Origin of the sequence: Pontibacter silvestris (genome assembly GCF_020907275.1) — a bacterium.
GTDB lineage: Bacteria > Bacteroidota > Bacteroidia > Cytophagales > Hymenobacteraceae > Pontibacter > Pontibacter silvestris.
Window position 1 is genome coordinate 196,810 of record NZ_JAJJWI010000005.1, and the last position, 18,104, is coordinate 214,913.

At 42.8% G+C, this 18,104-nt stretch carries 13 protein-coding genes and 1 pseudogene; 2 read left to right on the plus strand and 12 right to left on the minus strand.

Features of this window, described 5'->3' with window-relative positions:
* Nucleotides 1–7 precede the first annotated feature (7 nt).
* Nucleotides 8–904, minus strand: coding sequence for an EboA domain-containing protein (locus tag LN995_RS06530; RefSeq protein WP_229959588.1), 897 nt, complete (start codon nucleotides 902–904; stop codon nucleotides 8–10).
* A 558-nt stretch (nucleotides 905–1,462) separates the two neighbouring features.
* Here LN995_RS06530 and glgP point away from each other — a divergent pair.
* The gene (gene glgP / locus LN995_RS06535) at nucleotides 1,463–3,109 is read left to right on the plus strand and encodes an alpha-glucan family phosphorylase (RefSeq protein ID WP_229959589.1); all 1,647 of its coding nucleotides are present in this window, start codon (nucleotides 1,463–1,465) and stop codon (nucleotides 3,107–3,109) included.
* Between the two features lie 127 nt (nucleotides 3,110–3,236).
* Here the strand turns inward: glgP and LN995_RS06540 are convergent, their stop codons facing one another.
* The 4 genes and pseudogenes from LN995_RS06540 to LN995_RS06555 all read right to left on the minus strand — a co-directional run bounded on the left by LN995_RS06540 (nucleotide 3,237) and on the right by LN995_RS06555 (nucleotide 10,409).
* On the minus strand, nucleotides 3,237–6,353 hold the full coding sequence (locus LN995_RS06540; protein ID WP_229959590.1) for a T9SS-dependent M36 family metallopeptidase: 3,117 nt from the start codon (nucleotides 6,351–6,353) through the stop codon (nucleotides 3,237–3,239).
* A 416-nt stretch (nucleotides 6,354–6,769) separates the two neighbouring features.
* Nucleotides 6,770–8,233 (minus strand): aminoacyl-histidine dipeptidase, encoded by a 1,464-nt coding sequence (locus tag LN995_RS06545; protein WP_229959591.1) that lies wholly within the window; start codon nucleotides 8,231–8,233, stop codon nucleotides 6,770–6,772.
* 406 nt (nucleotides 8,234–8,639) lie between these two features.
* Nucleotides 8,640–9,048: pseudogene (locus LN995_RS22150) on the minus strand (putative zinc-binding metallopeptidase).
* Between the two features lie 86 nt (nucleotides 9,049–9,134).
* Nucleotides 9,135–10,409 carry a metal-dependent hydrolase family protein gene (locus tag LN995_RS06555; RefSeq protein ID WP_229959594.1) on the minus strand — a complete coding sequence of 425 codons (1,275 nt, stop codon included), beginning with the start codon at nucleotides 10,407–10,409 and terminating at the stop codon, nucleotides 9,135–9,137.
* Between the two features lie 447 nt (nucleotides 10,410–10,856).
* Here LN995_RS06555 and LN995_RS06560 point away from each other — a divergent pair, with 447 nt between their 5' ends.
* A complete protein-coding gene (locus tag LN995_RS06560) occupies nucleotides 10,857–11,126 on the plus strand; it encodes a hypothetical protein (protein ID WP_229959596.1) in 270 nt (89 codons plus the stop codon).
* Between the two features lie 67 nt (nucleotides 11,127–11,193).
* Here LN995_RS06560 and LN995_RS06565 read toward each other — a convergent pair whose 3' ends face one another.
* The 7 genes from LN995_RS06565 to LN995_RS06595 form a co-directional block, all read right to left on the minus strand.
* Nucleotides 11,194–11,499, minus strand: a complete 306-nt coding sequence (locus tag LN995_RS06565) for a DUF3459 domain-containing protein (RefSeq protein ID WP_229959598.1) — start codon at nucleotides 11,497–11,499, stop codon at nucleotides 11,194–11,196.
* Nucleotides 11,463–13,025, minus strand: coding sequence for a malto-oligosyltrehalose trehalohydrolase (treZ, locus tag LN995_RS06570; protein WP_229959600.1), 1,563 nt, complete (start codon nucleotides 13,023–13,025; stop codon nucleotides 11,463–11,465). Before treZ ends, LN995_RS06565 begins: the two co-directional genes overlap by 37 nt.
* Before the next feature lie 152 nt (nucleotides 13,026–13,177).
* Nucleotides 13,178–14,788, minus strand: coding sequence for an alpha-amylase family glycosyl hydrolase (locus LN995_RS06575; protein ID WP_229959602.1), 1,611 nt, complete (start codon nucleotides 14,786–14,788; stop codon nucleotides 13,178–13,180).
* A 219-nt stretch (nucleotides 14,789–15,007) separates the two neighbouring features.
* A complete protein-coding gene (locus tag LN995_RS06580; RefSeq protein ID WP_229959604.1) occupies nucleotides 15,008–15,586 on the minus strand; it encodes a DUF1579 family protein in 579 nt (192 codons plus the stop codon).
* Nucleotides 15,587–15,941: 355 nt separating this feature from the next.
* On the minus strand, nucleotides 15,942–16,304 hold the full coding sequence (locus LN995_RS06585; protein WP_229959606.1) for a methylglyoxal synthase: 363 nt from the start codon (nucleotides 16,302–16,304) through the stop codon (nucleotides 15,942–15,944).
* Between the two features lie 138 nt (nucleotides 16,305–16,442).
* A complete protein-coding gene (gene namA, locus LN995_RS06590; RefSeq protein ID WP_229959608.1) occupies nucleotides 16,443–17,513 on the minus strand; it encodes an NADPH dehydrogenase NamA in 1,071 nt (356 codons plus the stop codon).
* Nucleotides 17,514–17,772: 259 nt separating this feature from the next.
* Nucleotides 17,773–18,051 (minus strand): GNAT family N-acetyltransferase, encoded by a 279-nt coding sequence (locus tag LN995_RS06595; RefSeq protein ID WP_229959610.1) that lies wholly within the window; start codon nucleotides 18,049–18,051, stop codon nucleotides 17,773–17,775.
* Nucleotides 18,052–18,104 lie beyond the last annotated feature (53 nt).

The following is an 18,104-nucleotide window of genomic DNA, read 5'->3' on the forward strand; positions in this document are numbered from 1 at the left end:
GGGTGTTCTAATTAAGTGCTAAAGCCTTGTCACTAATCTGTTGCCAGTTAAGTTCGTCAGCCTCTATTCTTGTTTTTAAATCCGGATGCTCATTTAAAAGCGCAATTGCAGGTGCAAAGTTGCTTTGCACACAGGCTAGAGCTGCCGCTTCATGCTGTACCTCTTCCGGGAGAGAAAAAAGCTTTTTGATGTCTTTCAGGATAGTTGCATCTATAAAAGGACCAACAGGGCGCCACAGTTCCGGAGTTACAGAACGGCCTGCTGCCCATCGCTCATGTGCATAATCAGAAAGCATATGAGCTAATTTCGAATTGCTGCGCCTGTCTATGCCGTAAATCTGGTTAATGGGTTTGCCAACAAAAATCGTCTTTAGAACAAGCTGATTCCAGGCATCTTCCTCCATGTAATCAGCAGAAAAAGGATTGTCCAGTACTACAGCCTCAAACACAGAACCTATGTTGGTGCGAACTCCTTCTGAAGCCCGGGGCTTAAACAGCTCAGGGTGTGGCAATAGCGGCAGACTCCCGTATAAAGCCACCTGCTCCCCCATATCGGCTGTATCGAAAAGCTTCTCGATTTTCTGTTGAAAGGCCTCAGCATCAGAATGTGGCAAAGAGAGCAGGAGAAGAGTTCGTGCTGTTTGGTCAGATGTCCAGCTGCTGGGGTTAAAGCCAGTTCTGAGATCATTGGCTTGTTGTACATCTGCCTTTGATAGTTGGAGCTTATTTTTGCCTACAAAACGAGGTGTAGCACTGAAAGCTAGATACAGATCTTTATCTCGGGCACCTGAAGAATTTAGCAGCTCAAGCTTTTTGTCCAGCCAGTCCATACCCTGTGTAGTAGTAGTCGGCTGTAGCTGTTTTTTCAGAAACTCTATAATAGCGTTTATGTCTGCCTGATACACGGTTTTAATACTTTAATTCTAAATAGCTTACAAAGGCAATAGTTAAAACACTGTAACCAGTTTACTTTTTACCTATTGTTGTAACAGTGATTTACTCTACAATGTAATAAATTTTTTATAATGTAATGGAATGAAGATAAAATGTTCCTTACGAATACTTGTTTAAACTGGTAGCGGCTAAGTCTTGCTTTTAGAATGCTTCTATGAAAAGAATAACCTACTTCGGGTGAAGTTCTTCAGGAGTATAAACTAAAACATATGCTTAATATATTGATTTATAGATGTTTATAAATGTTTATAAATGTTTATAAATGTTTGAAACTCTAAAACCCTATCTTGTAAAAAGGACTATAAGCCTAAAGTAAATTCATATAGTAGTTTAATGGTACTAAAAAGTAGTTATACTTAAATACTACATATCTGTGCCAGAAGTTAATGAGATGGGTTACTTCTGTGGAACTAGTTTAAAGTTACAGGAAGAGTGTTTAAATAAATAAAGTTTTTATAACCTTGCTCAAACCTGATGTAAGGTTGAGTTTAATTTATTGAATAAAGTATATGGCGAACTACGATAGATGGTATCATCCCTACGAGATCAACGAGAAATATAACAAGCGTGTAGCGTACTTCTGTATGGAGTATGGCATTCATCAGGCCCTTAAGATTTATTCCGGAGGGCTTGGCTTTTTGGCGGGGTCGCATATGCGCAGCGCCTATGACCTTCGCCAGAATATGATTGGCATCGGTATTCTCTGGAAGAACGGGTACTATGACCAGGTCCGGAATGATGATCAGACAATGGGAGTGTTGTTTCAGAAGAAGTTCTATACTTTTTTGGAGGATAGTGGTATTACTGTTCGGATTATAGTTAATAATCATCCTGTTTTTGTAAAAGCAATGGTGCTTAAACCAGAAGTTTTTGGAACAGTGCCACTTTATTTATTAACAACCGATATTCCTGAAAATGATCATTTGGGGCGCACCATTACGCACAGGTTATATGACCCGGAGCCAATGGCCAGAATTGCCCAGAGCATAGTATTAGGCGTTGGCGGAGCTAAAGTTGTAGATGCGTTAGGGGGAGCAGAAACTTATCACATGAACGAAGGTCATGCGCTTCCACTGGCTTTTCATCTTTACGATAAGTTTGGTACGGCTAATGAGGTCAGGAAACGCATGGTTTTTACTACCCATACTCCTGAAAAAGCCGGTAACGAAGAACATGATATTAACCTGCTGAATCGAATGGGCTTCTTTAGTTCTGTCTCGTTTGATGAGGCCCGGGAAATTACCGGTATGTATGGGCAAACCTTAAACTATACTCTTGCCGCCCTGCGGTTATCCAAAGTGGCGAATGGCGTGTCGCAGCTTCATGGGGAGGTGTCCAGAAGTATGTGGTACGGAAATGATAGGGTATGTGAGATAAAAGCCATTACAAATGCTCAGAATAAGCTTTTCTGGATGGATGATGTAATGGAGCAGGCTCTGAACCACAATAATGATGAGCTGCTGACGCATCGTAAAGCTGAAATGAAAGAGCAGCTATTTGAGATTGTGGCTGACCAGACAGGTAAAATTTTTAGACCGGATGTACTGACGGTGGTGTGGGCAAGGCGTTTTGCAGCTTATAAACGGGCAGACCTGCTGCTCCGCGACCTGGAGCGCTTCCTAAGTATCATAGGCCGTAAAGAGCAGCCTGTGCAGTTTATTTGGGCAGGCAAACCATATCCTTTTGACACTGGAGCTGTAAAAACCTTTAACGACTTAGTGCGCATTTCTTATAGACGGGAAAACTTTGCAGTGCTTACCGGTTATGAGATTGCTTTGTCTAAAAAGCTCAAATGTGGAGCTGATATCTGGCTAAACACACCACGGCGCCCGAGGGAAGCTTCCGGTACCAGCGGTATGACAGCTGCTATGAATGGAGCTATTAACTTTTCGGTGCGGGACGGTTGGTTGCCTGAGTTTGCGCGGCATGGAGAAAATAGTTTTGTTATTCCGGTGGCAGATACTTCGCGCTCCGAGAACTTACAGGATGAAGAGGATTACCACAATATGATGCATATTCTGGAAGATGAGATTGTTCCTACTTATTACCATGACAAACAAAGGTGGACCACTATTATGAAAAACAGTATGCGGGATGTACTGCCACACTTTAACTCTGATCGCATGGCGCATGAGTATTATGATAAGATGTATTAATAATATATGGTGAAGCAAAGCTGTTCAAGGGCGTTCTTGTACAGCCTGAGCATCTAATTTTTTTCAATCAACCCATGTATAAAAGAAAAGAGCGATATCGCTCTTTTCTTTTATACATGGGTTATGGCTATTTATCAAGCACAATCTTTACAAATTTAATGTCATGATCTGTAACTAACCTAGCAATATAAATGCCCCCTGCCAGATTGCCTCTGTCGAAGGTGTAAGAGTACGATTCTCCTGCTTTTCCTTCGTCTTCAGTTAGCACAGACACTACAGCACCTCTAATATCCCGAATCTCGAGCTTAAATTTACCATCCTGAACCATAGTGAATTCTAAGTTTGTATATGAGCCAGCAGGGTTAGGATAGGCAGTAAGTAATAAGCCATCTGCAACAGATTCATCGCTTAAGTCACTGAACCCGGCTGTAGCTATACTGGAGTTGCAGTCTCCCAATACATCGCCATGTGTCAGGTGTGCAGCTACAGCACTTGAAGAAATACAGTTGCTCTTGCCGTTGTGGCATACCAGCACTTTGTCGTTTTTCTTACCGCAACGTACATCAATTACAGTAATAGTTACAGTGGCTGATTTTGAACAATCTTCAGTGTTTGTTGCGGTTACTGTAAGGTTGTAGCTACCTGCTGCTTTAGGCGTGAAAACAGGATTGGCAACATTTGTATTACTTAATCCATTGGCAGGACTCCAGCTGTAGCTGTTGCTACCGCTGGCCTCTAGTTGTACACTTTGAGCGCCATAGCCTAAGTAGATAGTGTTCACATCTCCTCCTGTAAATACATTAGAAGTTGGCTTTACAGTAATAACAGGTGCATTGCATGCGTAAACTGGTGGTAAGTCAAAAGCCTCAAGCTGATCTGTTCTACTAGCGCTTGAGCCTTGGTCAGCGCTGTAGCCAAGGCCTCTGTTTGCAAAAACTTTCCAGATTAGTTCCTGGTTAGCACCTCCATAATTTTGTACGTCAGCAGCTAAAATAGCATCGCGTGCATCTACAAAACCAGGGCTGCATGGTTGTAGTTTTAAACCATCAATTACCAATTGCATGGCCATGTTATTACCACCTTTGCCATAGTACACATCTTTATCAAAACCATATTGGTCTACCATAGCCCAGGTTAAATCCCAAAGCATTGTTGCCCATACAAAGCCTACACCATGCGGGGCTGCCAAGCTAGTGTTGTTGGTAGCGCCATAAGTATAACTGTTTATAGCAAAGCTTGTAGAGTAAGGAGCAGGCCTGATGCCCTGCCCTGTAGTTGATTGGCCTTGTGCATATGTACCGATACCTCTTGCTTTTTCACTTTTATCACCAGGTTGCATAGTTATCATTAAGCCAAACCAGTCGCTCCAGCCTTCGCCACCCTGCTCTGCGTTATTTAAGCAGGCAACATTGTTCGGGCCACCTGTTAAGCGGATGGAGATACCATGTCCATATTCGTGTGCAATAATTCCATTATCAAAGTCCCCATCAATTTCAGGGCTTGAACCATCATTTTTAAGAGAAACAATAACATCTTTAGCTTCATCTAGTAAAGCACGCACAACTGTGCCATCCTCTTGGCTGATCATGACAGATGAAATGTTGATCTCTTTAGTTGGAGTGCCGCCCATGGTAATGGGAGCGCCGGGAGAATTATTAACTACTACTACGGCAATAGCGCCTGCTGCCTCAGCAAACTGCACCTTGTCTACAAATGCACAGGTACCTCTGTAAACTACAGCAATGTTTCCCTTAATAGCATCAGCATTTGAGAAAGCAGAACAGCCTGCCTGCTCGTTTGCCAGCACAAGTTTACCAGTAACAGGTGTAGGAGACAGTGGTTTTCCGAAGGCTGCTTCTAAAGTAGGATAGCTGCCTGCTATGGTTGCCGGAGAAGTAACACGAAACATATCTGCATCAGGACTACCGCTCCACAGGTACATTTGCATACGTGGTCTTGAGCCATCTCTTGGTGTAGAAAAGTTCGCGTTATTACGGGTACTCGTAATGTTTCTGCTGTCCTGTGCCTCTGCCATTACATAGTCGCCTCCAGCACCACCACGTCCGTAATTGTTTACCTGAAAGTTACCGCTGGCTTCATCGAAGCCATACTGATACCATACATCATGCATGATGTTGTTCGTGTAAAACAGGTTTGCTACAGCTGCATCGCGATAATTTTCCGGTTGCTTTTTAAAATCAACCGGGTAGTCAAACAACAACGACGATCCTCCGTCAGGACTGTAATTGTTGTTATACCTATTGTTGTTGTTGTCAGGGTCTTCATAGGCATGAACGTTGTTACCTCGGGTAATGGTAAATTCCGGATTTTTAGATTCCTGCGTCGTATGCCAACCATAAGGAGAGGCAGCTTTGTCGGCTGCATCAGTAGTCACATAAATTCGTGGCCCGTGGCTGGGGCTTTCAGACGGAAGCGCAAAAACATTATATGCATTAGAAGAAAATGCCGCAGAAGACGCCGCCGTGGTGTTGGCCTCTACTGTGTGGCTGTGGCTCGAATGAAGTGCTATATCATTTGCTCCATTGTTATCGAACTGGCAGTGTACTACCATATTATCTTTATCTAGTACTTTTCCAGTATTGGCATCAACCCGAATGTTCCACCAGTTAAGTGCATCAAGTTCATAAATAGATATTTCCCAAGCCAAAACTAGGCTTCCGTCTTCCATAGGTTGGTACACTAGTTTGGCAGGAATTGGCTCGAGTGAAATACCGCCTGTGGTGAATAAGACTTCTTTATTCTGGCTGTGTCCTCTTTCTTTTACAGAGAGAGACTCCTTTATAGAAAGATTAAGATGCTTTGCTGCGGCGGCTACTGCAGCCTCAGCAGCAAGTTGCGGGGCAGTTGACTTAACCTTTTTACTTAGCTCTCTATGGAACCTGTTTCCCATGCTAACAACCTGATTGTCTCTTGAAATGTTGATGTTGGTAACTGCGCCATAGATTTCTATCCCCTGGTAAGCTTGCTGCAGGTAAAGGTGCCTCATGCCACTATGGCGAGTAAGCGCTTCATCTGACAGCTTTAACTCAGTAAGATCTGCATCTGATAAATTCAGCTTAAGCTTGTTACTTCTCAAATGATTTACGGCTGCCTGTGGTACAGCTTTCTTTTCTAAAAAATACTTTTTTTTGGGGCTTATGCCCTGGCTAAAAGAGTCGTAGCTGCCTAAAAGTAACACGGCGGCAAGTGCCAGTTTTGAAAAAGAAGGTAAAAGTTTTTTCATGCGGTGATTTTAGATGACGAAATCGGTTATATTAAATTTTGTATATATATTGTTATAAAATTGCACTATATTAAACCTGTTTCACAGGAAATATTACCTTTTAAAGTAACATCTGTTATAACATTAAAAAACAGTTTTTGAGATCAAAATATGCCGTTTTATTATAAGATGAACTATTATTAGATCAAAATGAAAAGGCGCAATAGTAACATATAACAAAGCAAGATTATAACAGGATTCTAGCTGTTTGATAAGCTTGTTGATGTTATGTTATAGATGCGCTGAGCCTAGAGCCACTAATTTTATACAATTGAGCTGTTGCTTTAATCAAGCGTAAGGGGAGCATAAAACAGAAAGCCTGTTCAAATATGAACAGGCTTTCTGTTTGTCAAGTTATTTCTTAGATAAAACTGCTGTTAAGCTTTTACAGGAATATGTTTTAAAGTTTCTAACAGAAAGTTCCAGTACTTCTGTACCGAACTAACCGCTACCTTTTCGTCTGGAGAGTGAGCACCCCGAATGTTTGGACCGAAAGAAATCATTTCCATTTCAGGGTAATTTGCACCGAGTATACCGCATTCTAAACCAGCGTGGCAGGCATTTACCAACGGTTCATCGGAAAACAATTCTTTATACAGGTCACTCATGACTTGTACAATAGCTGCTCCCGGTGCCGGAGCCCAGCCAGGATATGAGCCACTTAGCGTTACATTGGCACCAGCCAGTTCAAAGACAGCTTGTATAGCCTGTGCTAAATCCATTTTCTCGCTGTCTACAGAGCTGCGGGTAAGGCACATAATTGTAGACTCTCCATTCTGTACCAGCACACGTGCTACGTTATTAGATGTCTGTACCAGGCTTTCTATATCCGGGCTGAGACGGTAAATGCCATTGGGGCAGGCATAAACAGCACGCAGTAGCTTATCCTGAAAACCAGTGGTGAGTACTTTGGCTGGTGCCTCTGTAGCTTCTATTATCACCTGTAGATTAGGATCTGTCGTACGGTGTTCTTTTTGTAGTACCGTTGTGGTTTCTTCTACAAAGGTTTTAAAGGCATCATCTTTATCAGACGGAACAGCCACTATAGCAAAAGACTCTCTGGGAATAGCGTTTCGCAAGCCTCCACCATCAATAGAAGACACTCGTAAACCAAATTGGGTGGAAGCCAGATATAGCAGTCTGTTCATTAGCTTATTGGCATTGCCTCTGCCCAAGTGAATGTCCATACCGGAGTGGCCGCCGGTTAAACCATTAAGAGTCATTTTGTAAGCTGTGTAATTAGCGTCCAGGACTTCTTCTGTGTAAGTGCCTGTAGCTGTAACGTCCACGCCTCCGGCACATCCTATGGTTAACTCTCTATCATCTTCAGTATCGAGGTTCAACATGATTGTGGCATCTAACATGCCTCCTTTCAAGCCCATAGCTCCTGTCATGCCTGTTTCCTCATCTACCGTAAAAAGTGCCTCTATAGGAGGGTGCGCTATGTCTGTAGAGGCAAGTATAGTCATAATAGAGGCAACACCAATGCCATTGTCGGCACCAAGTGTAGTGCCCTTTGCTTTTACCCAATCACCATCGACATACATTTCAATCCCTTGTGTGCTAAAGTCAAAATTAGTGGCGGCATTTTTTTGGTGCACCATGTCGAGGTGGCTCTGCATAACTATCGTCTGCCGATCCTCATAGCCTGCCGAAGCGGGCTTTTTTATAATCACATTGCCTGTTTGATCTTCAGTTGTTTCCAGCCCCAGCTTTTCACCAAAGCTTTTGATGAACTTAATAACTCTTTCTTCCTTTTTAGATGGTCTTGGTACAGCATTAAGGTCGGCAAAGTTATTCCATAATGCCTTTGGCTCTAAAGCCCTTACTTCTTCGTTCATAGTTTGTGTTTATAATTGTTTTCTGTGCTCTTTCAGGCAGAATCAGGATATAAAACAAAGATAAGAAGCTTCGCGCGATATGCCAGATGTTGGGTAATATCAGTCTTGTTGTTTATAAAACTGATATTTAAGGTGCTGTTGCTGCAGTAAATTAAATACAGCTACTGTAGCAAAGTTTAGCTGCCGTGTTCCTGCTTAGTAAGCAATCGGCTTTACATAATATTTGGCGTTCTTGATGAGGCGGTGAATGTGGCGAAGCTTTTACAAAACGGGAGGAGAAAAAAACCTCAGGCAAAAGGTCGGTCAACCCAAGTTCGCGGTTAAGTTCGTTTACTTTTATCCCAATCTGTAAGTATTGTGATACCATCTGGATGAACTGACTGTCTTCCGGGTCATCATTGTTTTGTTACAGCAGGTTAACATTCTTTGCCGTATCAAGTACGGTGCCCCAGGTTTCAGCAAAGTCCTCCCAGGGGTGCATGGTGGCGTAGGCACTGATATAGCTGTTTTGCCAGTCTGGTTTAGGAGTATTGCGCCATTGCATTGCGGTAAAGCGGATTTTCATGATCTCCGAATATACTTTTAAAGGCAGCTTCCTCTTTATTCTGCACCAGCAGTTGCCAGTAATAATGGCCTATTTCATGGCGAAAGTGGCGTATCAGTGTTCGATGAGATTCACCAAAACTTACACGTAGCTTCTCCCGCTCCACCGGGTCAGCTTCAAGTATGTTGATCGTGATTTTACCAGCTGCATGCCCGGTATAGACTTTCTCTTCGTTGCTGATTGTTCTCCATCCTGCATTGTCAGGAATAATATCGGCTTTAAAATCGAGAAAAACACACGAGCAGCCTACGCTACATAGGCTGCTCGTGTGTTTTTTATAAAGCTTAAGTTAAGAGTTTAGTTTTTCACTATTTCTCCATCCTTCATCACAAGCCTCACTTGTCGAACCTGTGAAATAGAGGTAGTAGGGTTACCTTCTACGGCTATAATGTCAGCCAACAGCCCCTGCTTTATGCGGCCTATTTTGTCGCTTACTTTAAAAGCATCAGCGTTTACAGCGGTGGCAGCCCTAAGCACATCAATCGGCTTCATACCGAAATCTACCATCATTTCCATTTCATGGGCATTGTCGCCATGAGAGAATACCCCCACATCACCACCCATTAAAATGGTTATTCCAGCGTCTAGAGCTGCTGTAAAGTTTTTTCGTTTAGCCTGGATACGCTCCGGTTCTTCTTCTGAACCTTTTCTCCAGCCACGGTATTGTGAAATGGCATCGCCTGCAGCCAGCGTAGGGCAAAGGGCCACCTTATTTTTCTTCATCAGGCGGAAAATTTCAGGTGTAGCGTCATCGCCATGTTCAATAGTAGAGACTCCTGCCATAATGGCCCTGCGCATACCTTCTGCAGTAGAGGCATGGGCTACGACAGGCCGTCCACTACTGGCCGCTACTTCCACTATTCTTCTCAGTTCTTCTTCTGTAAAGGTAGGCTGCGCAGTGCCATTAAGACCCCAACGGTAGTCTGCATATACCTTTATCAGATCAGCGCCTTTACCAATCTGGGTGCGTACTTCTTTAATCAAAGCGTCTGTGCCGTCTGCTACAGCTGCCCCAATGGGCGTTTCTATGTCGTAGCTTAATTCTTTAGGGCCATAGCTACCAGACGCTACAATGGCACGGGTGGCTATCAGCATTCGTGGCCCCGGAATCACTTTTTTCTCAATGGCTTGTTTAAGCCCTACATCGTCGTATCCTGCTCCTTCGGTACCTAAATCGCGAACTGTGGTAAAACCAGCCATCAATGTTTTCTGCGCATGTACTGTAGCTCTGGCGATACGTTCGGTTCTGGATTCTTTTAATACCTGGTCATTCCAGGGCGTTTCGTTGTAAGGGTGAAGAAACAAATGGCTGTGTCCTTCAATAAGCCCGGGCAGTAAGGTGGTGCCAGCTAAATCAATAACCTGTGCACTAGCCGGAACTTGCTGTATGTTACCAACCGCTTCTATACGGTTATTCTTAACCAGAACCTGCCAGCCATCATGCATTTGTTCACCATCAAAAACTCTGTCTGGCTTAAGTAAATAAACGGTGCCGTTGGTATTTTGTGCCTGAAGAACAAAAGCTGAAAAAAGGGAGATTAAAGAGATTAGTAAACAAGGAAATCGAGCCATTAAATAGAGTTGAGTTAGTTTAGGTATTTAGGGAAGAGCGAATATAATTAAAGGCAAATAATATATTGATACCTAATTCGTAAAATGCTATGGCTAATTTATCAAGTTATCTTCAAAATAATGCTAAGAAATATTATAACCCGCAAGTTAAATCTCTTTTCCCTTCTTTAAGAAGCTTATTGTGGAAATCAGCTTTTGTGTTGTTTTATGTTTATATGCTATCGTGTATTTTTACCAGAACTCAAAAAAACATTAGCTAAGTTTCTGGTTCTTTCGTTGCCTATCTCTATCTTGTTAAGTATAAGATTGTTACAATAGGTTTTGCCAATTTTGTAATGATGTATACATTAGCAGTATTAGCAGCATAAACTTAGCAGGACTGGCTGGCCTTGTTTATTTTGTGTGGAGGATCGTATAAGTGATTTGAATTTATTAGAAAAATAGGAAATGGAAATATCTTATAAACCAATAGATAGTAGTTATCGGGAAATGTTAGAGGAACTGGCTGCAAAAAAAGCTTTTGTGCGTGTGCAGTATTTTACTGATCTACGAGAGCTTCTGAATGTAACAGCAGTTATGAAAGAAGTGTTTGAAAAGGATGATGCTGCATACCTGCGTCTGGCAACAGGAGAGGAGGTGCGCCTGGACCGTATCGTAAGGGTAGCCGATAAGCCAGCTCCTGGTTATGATGAAGCATATTTTAAATGTGATATTTAAAGATGCATCATAGCTGAAACAATGTTAATAGTAAAAGAGGGCAGTACTTAAGTACTGCCCTCTTTTACTATTGTGCTTCTTTATATATAGCAACACTTAAAGGTGGTAGTTTTAGTTCTTCACCTGCCTGAGCTTGTTTTGGCAGTAACATTTCTTGTTCTTTATCGTTTTCCAGCCAGTTGCTTTCTTTAGAATCCAGCACTTTTCCCCATTTTAAAGCCAGGTTAGGTAAAGTGTGTGTCTGTGTTTGCTCAGAGAGATTAAAGAGGCAAAAGATGTGCTGCTGGCCATCGCTGCTTTGCCTATGTAACACAAAGCCATTCTGACCCAATGGGTCTACTCTAACACCAGACTTAGCAAAGTTCTGTAGCACAGGCTCTGTGCGGCGTAGCCGAATAAGTTCTTTGTACCACTGTAGCATGATACGATGCTTACCTTCTTTTCTCTTCTGCCATTGTAGTTTAGATTTGTTAAAGGTTTCTTCTGCCTGCGGGTCTGGTGGTTCAGCATTCCAGTTAAAGTCTGCAAATTCCTCTTTACGGCCTTAATCAAATCTGTGTCAGAGTGACTTATAAAATAGTAAAAAGGTGCTTCTTCGGCATATTCATCACCCATAAAAAGCATCGGAACATATGGTGCCAGTATGATAGCCGCGGCTCCTAACTTTAGCCGCTCAAAATCAATCAGAGAAGATAGTCTCAGGCTTCCGACATGATTGCCCACCTGGTCGTGGTTTTGGGTAAACACAACAAACTTGTCGCTTGGCACGCCAACCGAAGAGGCCCCATGTTTTCTTTTCCGGAAGCCAACATATTCCCCACTGTGCACAAAACCGTCGGTATAAGCTTTTGCCAGCTGCTCCATCTGCCCGAAATCTTCATAATATTTTTGTCCTTCCTGATGGAGCAATACATAGAGGGCATGATGAAAATCGTCCAGCCACTGAGCTGTAAAACCATAACCACCCACCTCTGGTGCTTTAACTACTTTAGGGCTGTTAAGGTCACTTTCAGCAATCATGTGTAGGGGACGGCCTAGTTTTTGTTCCAGCTCTTCTTTTTTGTTATGGGTCAACTCCCAAAAGCAAACAGCCCCGGTATCATAAACGGTGTGAATAGCATCCAATCGTAACCCATCCAGATGATAATGCTCGAACCAATACAGCGGGTTGTTTGAAAAATACTCCCGGACACCATCTGACCACGCTCCATCAAAATTCAAGGCATCTCCCCAGGGGGTACAATACTGATCAGTGAAGTAGGGGCCATATTTGGCAAAGTAGTTTCCCTCAGGCCCAAGGTGATTATATACTACATCCAGGAAAACGGCAATGCCGCTGGTATGGCAGGCATCAACGAGTTTTTTCAGGCTATCAGGGCCTCCGTAAGATGCCTGTACGGCATAGGGGTAAACACCATCATAGCCCCAGTTCCGGTTTCCCGGAAACTGCGACACGGGCAATAATTCAATGGCGTTTATACCCGTTTCGGCAATATCATTCAGCAAGGGAATAATCGCCTCAAACGTGCCTTCCTTCGTAAAAGTACCTACATGGAGTTCATATAACACGAGATCTTTAAAAGGAAGGCCCCGCCAGTTTGTATCCTGCCAGGCATAGGCGCTGTGGTTAACTACCTGTGATGGCCCGTGCACGTCCTCAGGCTGGTAGTTTGACGCTGGGTCAGGATAGTCTGTTTCTCCATCAGGCATAAAGAAGTACTTTGTACCAGGTTGTATGTCAGTTAATTCAACTTTAAAATAGCCATATTTATCTTTTTGCATCTCCACCTTATGTTCCTTTGGGTGGATCAGATGCAGTGTCATAGATTCTTTCTGGGGTGCCCAAACAGTAAAAGCACAATGTCCATCTTCCTGATACTCTGCACCAACTTTCTTCATTTATAGTTGTAGCTAATCTTTAAGGCATTTTTAAAAAAAAATAAGTATAAATACGGATCGTATTTACACTTAAGCTTATACTTTAAGTAGCTGTAAAGGTTGATGCTACGGCTGCTATTTAGCTAAAGATACTTTATGGTTCGCCTGAGTTGTTAATCGTCTAGCCGAAGCAATATGCCTTCATCTCCGCCTAAACTGATCGTGTTGCTGTAAACAGTGCCTTCACGCTCAGGAAATGTAGCTAATACCACAGTGCCTTTAAAAGAGAAATGTTTAGGCTTAAAATAGCATGGCCTGTGGCTCAGGTTTAGTACCACCATATATTGTTGGTGCCCTTTGGCGTGCCTGGTAAAAGCCAGCATTTGGTTGTCAGAATATATAGGACTGTAATCACCGACATGAAGCGATGGTTCCTGCTGACGTAACTCTATGAGGCGCTTGTAGAGTGATAGCATTGAGAAAGTGTCTTCTTTCTGTACTTTAACATTTTCGCGGCGGAAGTTGTCTGCCAGTCTTAGCCATGGCTTGGCATCTGTAAAACCTCCATTGTCAGTATTGTCCCATTGCATAGGTGTTCGTGCAGGGTCACGGCTTAAGTTTTTATCTGGCATGTTAAGGCCCTGTGGGTCCTGTACTTCATCAAACGGAATCGGAACATCTCGCATACCAATCTCGTCGCCATAGTATATAGTGGGAGTGCCGCGCAACGTAAGCAGCAGCATAGCAGCCACTCTTGCCTGAGACATACCTACACGGCTGGTAATGCGGGGCTGGTCATGGTTACTTAACACCCAGTTAGGCCACCCTTCTTCTGGCAGCGCACCTTCATATTGATCAATGGCAGAGGCCAGCTTTTTTGCTTCCCAAGGTGTAGATATCAGCATAAAGTTAAAAGGCAGATGTGCTCCTTTATTGTCTACACCATAATAAGTTACCAGTTTTTGAATAGGTAGGTAGATTTCACCAATCATCATGCGTTCATCATAGCTGTCCAGCACTTCACGCATCATGCGCACAATCTCATGAACTTCCGGCTGATCTGTAGAATAAACCGGTAACAGCTGATCATAAGTTGCCATGTGCGATTCATAATCAGGGTTAATAGGGTTATCACGAAACTGGTTGTCCTTAATCATGTGCCACATCACGTCTACCCTAAAACCGTCTACACCTTTGTCTAACCAGAAACGCATAACATCCATCATTGCTTTTTGTACCTCTGGATTACGCCAGTTCAGGTCGGGTTGCTCCTTCAGAAAAGCATGGTAATAATACTGTTGCGTTTGCTCATCCCATTCCCAGGCACTGCCACCGAACGAAGCCAGCCAGTTGTTTGGCTCTGATCCATCAGGCTTAGCATCGTGCCAGATGTACCAGTCCCGTTTCGGGTTATCGCGCGAGGACTTTGACTCCTGGAACCACGGGTGCTGGTCAGAGGTATGGTTTGGTACCAGGTCTAATATTAACTTCATGTCCCGCACATGAATTTCTTCTAACAACTTGTCAAAATCATTCATGGAGCCGAACAGCGGGTGAATGCCTGTATAATCAGATATATCATAGCCAAAATCAGCCATAGGAGATGGATAGATTGGTGAAATCCATACAGCACTTATACCTAACCACTTCAGGTGGTCAAGCCGTTTTATAATGCCGTTAAGGTCGCCTACGCCGTCACTGTTGCTGTCCTGATACGAGCGGGGATAGATCTGATAAAAAATTCCGTTTTGCCACCAAAGATGTTCTTTTTTCTCTTCATTCATAGTATATTCTTGTTTAAGAATAGTTCTGGAGTTAACTGTACAGCATTCATAATTTAAGAAGTTTTAATGTACGGTAGATATTTTATCAGGATATAAACCTTTCAGCAGGAAGCCTTAATGTAGCTTAAGGAGCTTTGTGTTTAAAATGTTGAAAAAGCAAAAGCCCTGTACCATGCTCTCGCATAGTACAGGGCTTTATAGGTAAACTACAGTATGCTTTTACAACCCTGCAGTGTTGGCAGGTACGTAATGGTTAGTAGCAGTTATAACGTAAAGCCCTTTCGCATTAGGCTTTCTTACAATTTTCTTTATTGAGCCATCTTCCAGGAAAAAATACTGCCAATGAGCAACATTGCTGTTGCCTATTGCAAAGCTTTCTGTTTCCTTTACAGATGATAGGGTTAATAAATTGTACTCAGGGCGCCATTCTCCTACCATTAAAACAATACTTTCCCCCTCATCGTCCAGCTGAACAAACTCAAAGCGCTTGCTGGTTTCTGAATATCGTAAAAAGCCTTCACCTGTTACGATGCTTCCATCAGTTTTTTTTATTTCAAATTGCTCCTTGATATAGTTTCCCTGGTAAGCCTTATTAAAAGATGCGTTGCCAGTTGTCTCTACAAATTTCTGAGTTTCAGGCTGCCATTCATAAGAACTTATTCGCCAGTTGCCAATGGTTTTCTGAAGAAGCTTATTGGCTTCTGAAGTTGTGATGTCTTTTTTGTTTTGTGCCTCTAAGGTTGTACCTGAGCCTACCAGCAGCACTGCTGTCAATAGGTAAACGATTATTTTTTTCATGGTTTTATTTTTATGGATTATGGTTGCGATGTCTTCAAAAGTCTGGTTCTTGTTAGAAGACATTGCTAATTTACGCTGATAAAATGTAGAATATTCGTGAACTATACTAACAAGCGCTAAGCCTCTGCAAACGAATAGTTTTTGTGGACAGGGAGTAATGGGAGAGGGGGGGGGGCGACGAATTTTGATGGAGGAATTAAGCTTCTGAGGGGTAGGGAGAGTCTGTGCCTGCAGGTACTGAGGAAGATTGCTTTTTTTTGAATTTAAAGAGCTGATGAAAAACAAAGCGTTAATGGCTTAGCTGTTTTGTGGCTAAGCCATTACGCTTAATAATGAGGTGGGTAGTTGCTTTTACTTATTCGTCACATACAATCAAATCGGCAGAAGCACGATTAAGAGCAATAGGGATGTTATTTATCACAGCCGTACGGATAAGCGTCTGGATATCATGTTCATGCCCCTGTGGTGTTTCAGCGTCTATAAAAAAAATGATTTTGTCTACTTCTCCCTGTAGAATTTTAGCAGCCAGCAATATATCTCCTCCACTTGGGCCATGACCAAAGCCAGTTACTTTTAAATCGATCAAATCACTTATCAAACGAGCTGTATTTGATGTTCCGATAAGGTCATGCTCACTTAGTTTTGCATGGTTTTCCTTCGCCCAATTTAAAAGGTCGTTTTTCTTCTTGTCGTGGGCAATTAGTGCGATAGTTTTCATGATGAGCAAATGTATAATAACTTCCTAATATTAGAAAGATAATCTTATCTCTCCAATATTACATCCTGATTCTTTAGAATCATATCTTAAGATGGTATGTTGGCTTATGTTTCTTTTAGCACGTCGTATTGTTGTAGTTTAACGCCGTGGCTTTGCTCTCTCATATTGTAGTGGCCAGGTAATGTCATGGTTCAACTCCTGTGCAGCTTTTAGCGGGAAGTAAGGTTCTCTAAGAAACTCTCTTGCCAAAAGCACCAGGTCTGCTTTTCCGGTGGTGATAATATCTTCAGCCTGTTCCGGTGATGTTATCATGCCTACGGCTCCTGTTGGCATACCTGTTTCCTTTTTTATGCTTTCTGCAAATTCTACCTGATAACCTGGTCCTACAGGAATTTTGGCATGTGGAACATTACCGCCTGTTGAACAATCAATCAAGTCAACGCCCTTATCTTTTAGTACATTGGCTAAGGCTACAGAGTCTTCTCCTGTCCAGCCTCCTTCCGTCCAATCGGTAGCAGATATCCTTACCAGAAGCGGGTACTCGACAGGCCATACTTCCTGAACACTCTCTATTACTTCCAGTAGCAGGCGAATTCTGTTTTCGAAAGAGCCGCCATAGTTGTCGGTTCTCTGGTTGCTCAGCGGCGAGTAAAACTCGTGGAGCAGGTAACCATGGGCAGCATGCAGTTCTATAACTTTAAATCCGGCTTCCAGAGAACGTTTAGCTGCCGCTTTAAAATCAGCAATTACTTTCTGTATACCTTCCGCATCAAGTTCCAGCGGTTTCGGTTCTGATTCGATAAAAGGAATAGCACTGGGAGCTACTGTTTGCCAGCCATCTTCTTCTTCTGTGATAGCTGTACCTCCTTTCCAGGGGCTGCGGTGGCTTGCTTTTCTACCTGCATGCCCCAGCTGCACACCCGGAACAGTGCCATGTGCTTCTATAAAAGAGGTAATGCGTTTAATACCCTCAACGTGTTCGGCTTTCCAGATGCCAAGGTCATCAGGGGTAATCCTTCCCTCTGGAGATACGGCTGTAGCTTCAAATATTATAAGGCTGGCACCTCCTACTGCCCTGCTTCCTAAATGTACCAAATGCCAGTCGTTCGCAAAGCCATCTTCGCTGGAGTACTGGCACATGGGAGAAACAACAATTCTGTTCTTTAACTCTATATTTTTGATCTTTAGTGGGCTGAAAAGGTTGGGCATAGTTTATTCTGTTTATGAATAGTCAAAATTTTGATGGGCAAACTTTAACCAGCCTACCGATTTTAATATTTTGGAAAGGATGTCAGTTGATTTGTCTAAACTTATCACGAATCCTTGCTTACGTATTTATCCTATGTGAAAAAGAGGCAATGGTTCCATGCGTTTCTTTACCATGGCATTCTGTTATTTCCACTACTAATGCTTAATGAACGAAAATGTTCCAGTTGCTTTCTAAGGTAACGCTTACAAGTCACCTGTTTCAGGTCATCAGGTCGTTATACTCCGGGTGCCGTTTGGCATAAGCCTCTACTACAGGGCAGGAAGGAATAAATTTGTAATTCTTTTCCCGGACATAATCCAACCCTGCTTTTACCAGTTTGTCTGCCATTCCCTTTCCGCGACTTTTTTCAGGCACAAATGTATGGTCAAAGTCCATTACGCCGTCTTCTGGATAGGTATAGGTAAGCTCGGCCTGATCTTCTCCGAGGTCTGCATAAAATCGCAGATCATTCTCATCATGTATAATGTTAGGTTCCATAGTTAGGTTTAAAGTGTACAGGATATACGGAGCAAAGAAGGGAGTGTTCAAGC

What these genes read in the sequence shown, in the direction of transcription:
- LN995_RS06545 (WP_229959591.1), bottom strand. Translation starts at nt 8,233, where the DNA reads ATGAACGAAGAAGTAAGGGCTTTAGAGCCAAAGGCATTATGGAATAAC.
- treZ (WP_229959600.1), bottom strand. Translation starts at nt 13,025, where the DNA reads ATGAAGAAAGTTGGTGCAGAGTATCAGGAAGATGGACATTGTGCTTTT.
- LN995_RS06575 (WP_229959602.1), bottom strand. Translation starts at nt 14,788, where the DNA reads ATGAATGAAGAGAAAAAAGAACATCTTTGGTGGCAAAACGGAATTTTT.
- glgP (WP_229959589.1), top strand. Translation starts at nt 1,463, where the DNA reads ATGGCGAACTACGATAGATGGTATCATCCCTACGAGATCAACGAGAAA.
- LN995_RS06595 (WP_229959610.1), bottom strand. Translation starts at nt 18,051, where the DNA reads ATGGAACCTAACATTATACATGATGAGAATGATCTGCGATTTTATGCA.
- LN995_RS06555 (WP_229959594.1), bottom strand. Translation starts at nt 10,409, where the DNA reads ATGGCTCGATTTCCTTGTTTACTAATCTCTTTAATCTCCCTTTTTTCA.
- LN995_RS06560 (WP_229959596.1), top strand. Translation starts at nt 10,857, where the DNA reads ATGGAAATATCTTATAAACCAATAGATAGTAGTTATCGGGAAATGTTA.
- LN995_RS06580 (WP_229959604.1), bottom strand. Translation starts at nt 15,586, where the DNA reads ATGAAAAAAATAATCGTTTACCTATTGACAGCAGTGCTGCTGGTAGGC.
- namA (WP_229959608.1), bottom strand. Translation starts at nt 17,513, where the DNA reads ATGCCCAACCTTTTCAGCCCACTAAAGATCAAAAATATAGAGTTAAAG.
- LN995_RS06540 (WP_229959590.1), bottom strand. Translation starts at nt 6,353, where the DNA reads ATGAAAAAACTTTTACCTTCTTTTTCAAAACTGGCACTTGCCGCCGTG.
- LN995_RS06585 (WP_229959606.1), bottom strand. Translation starts at nt 16,304, where the DNA reads ATGAAAACTATCGCACTAATTGCCCACGACAAGAAGAAAAACGACCTT.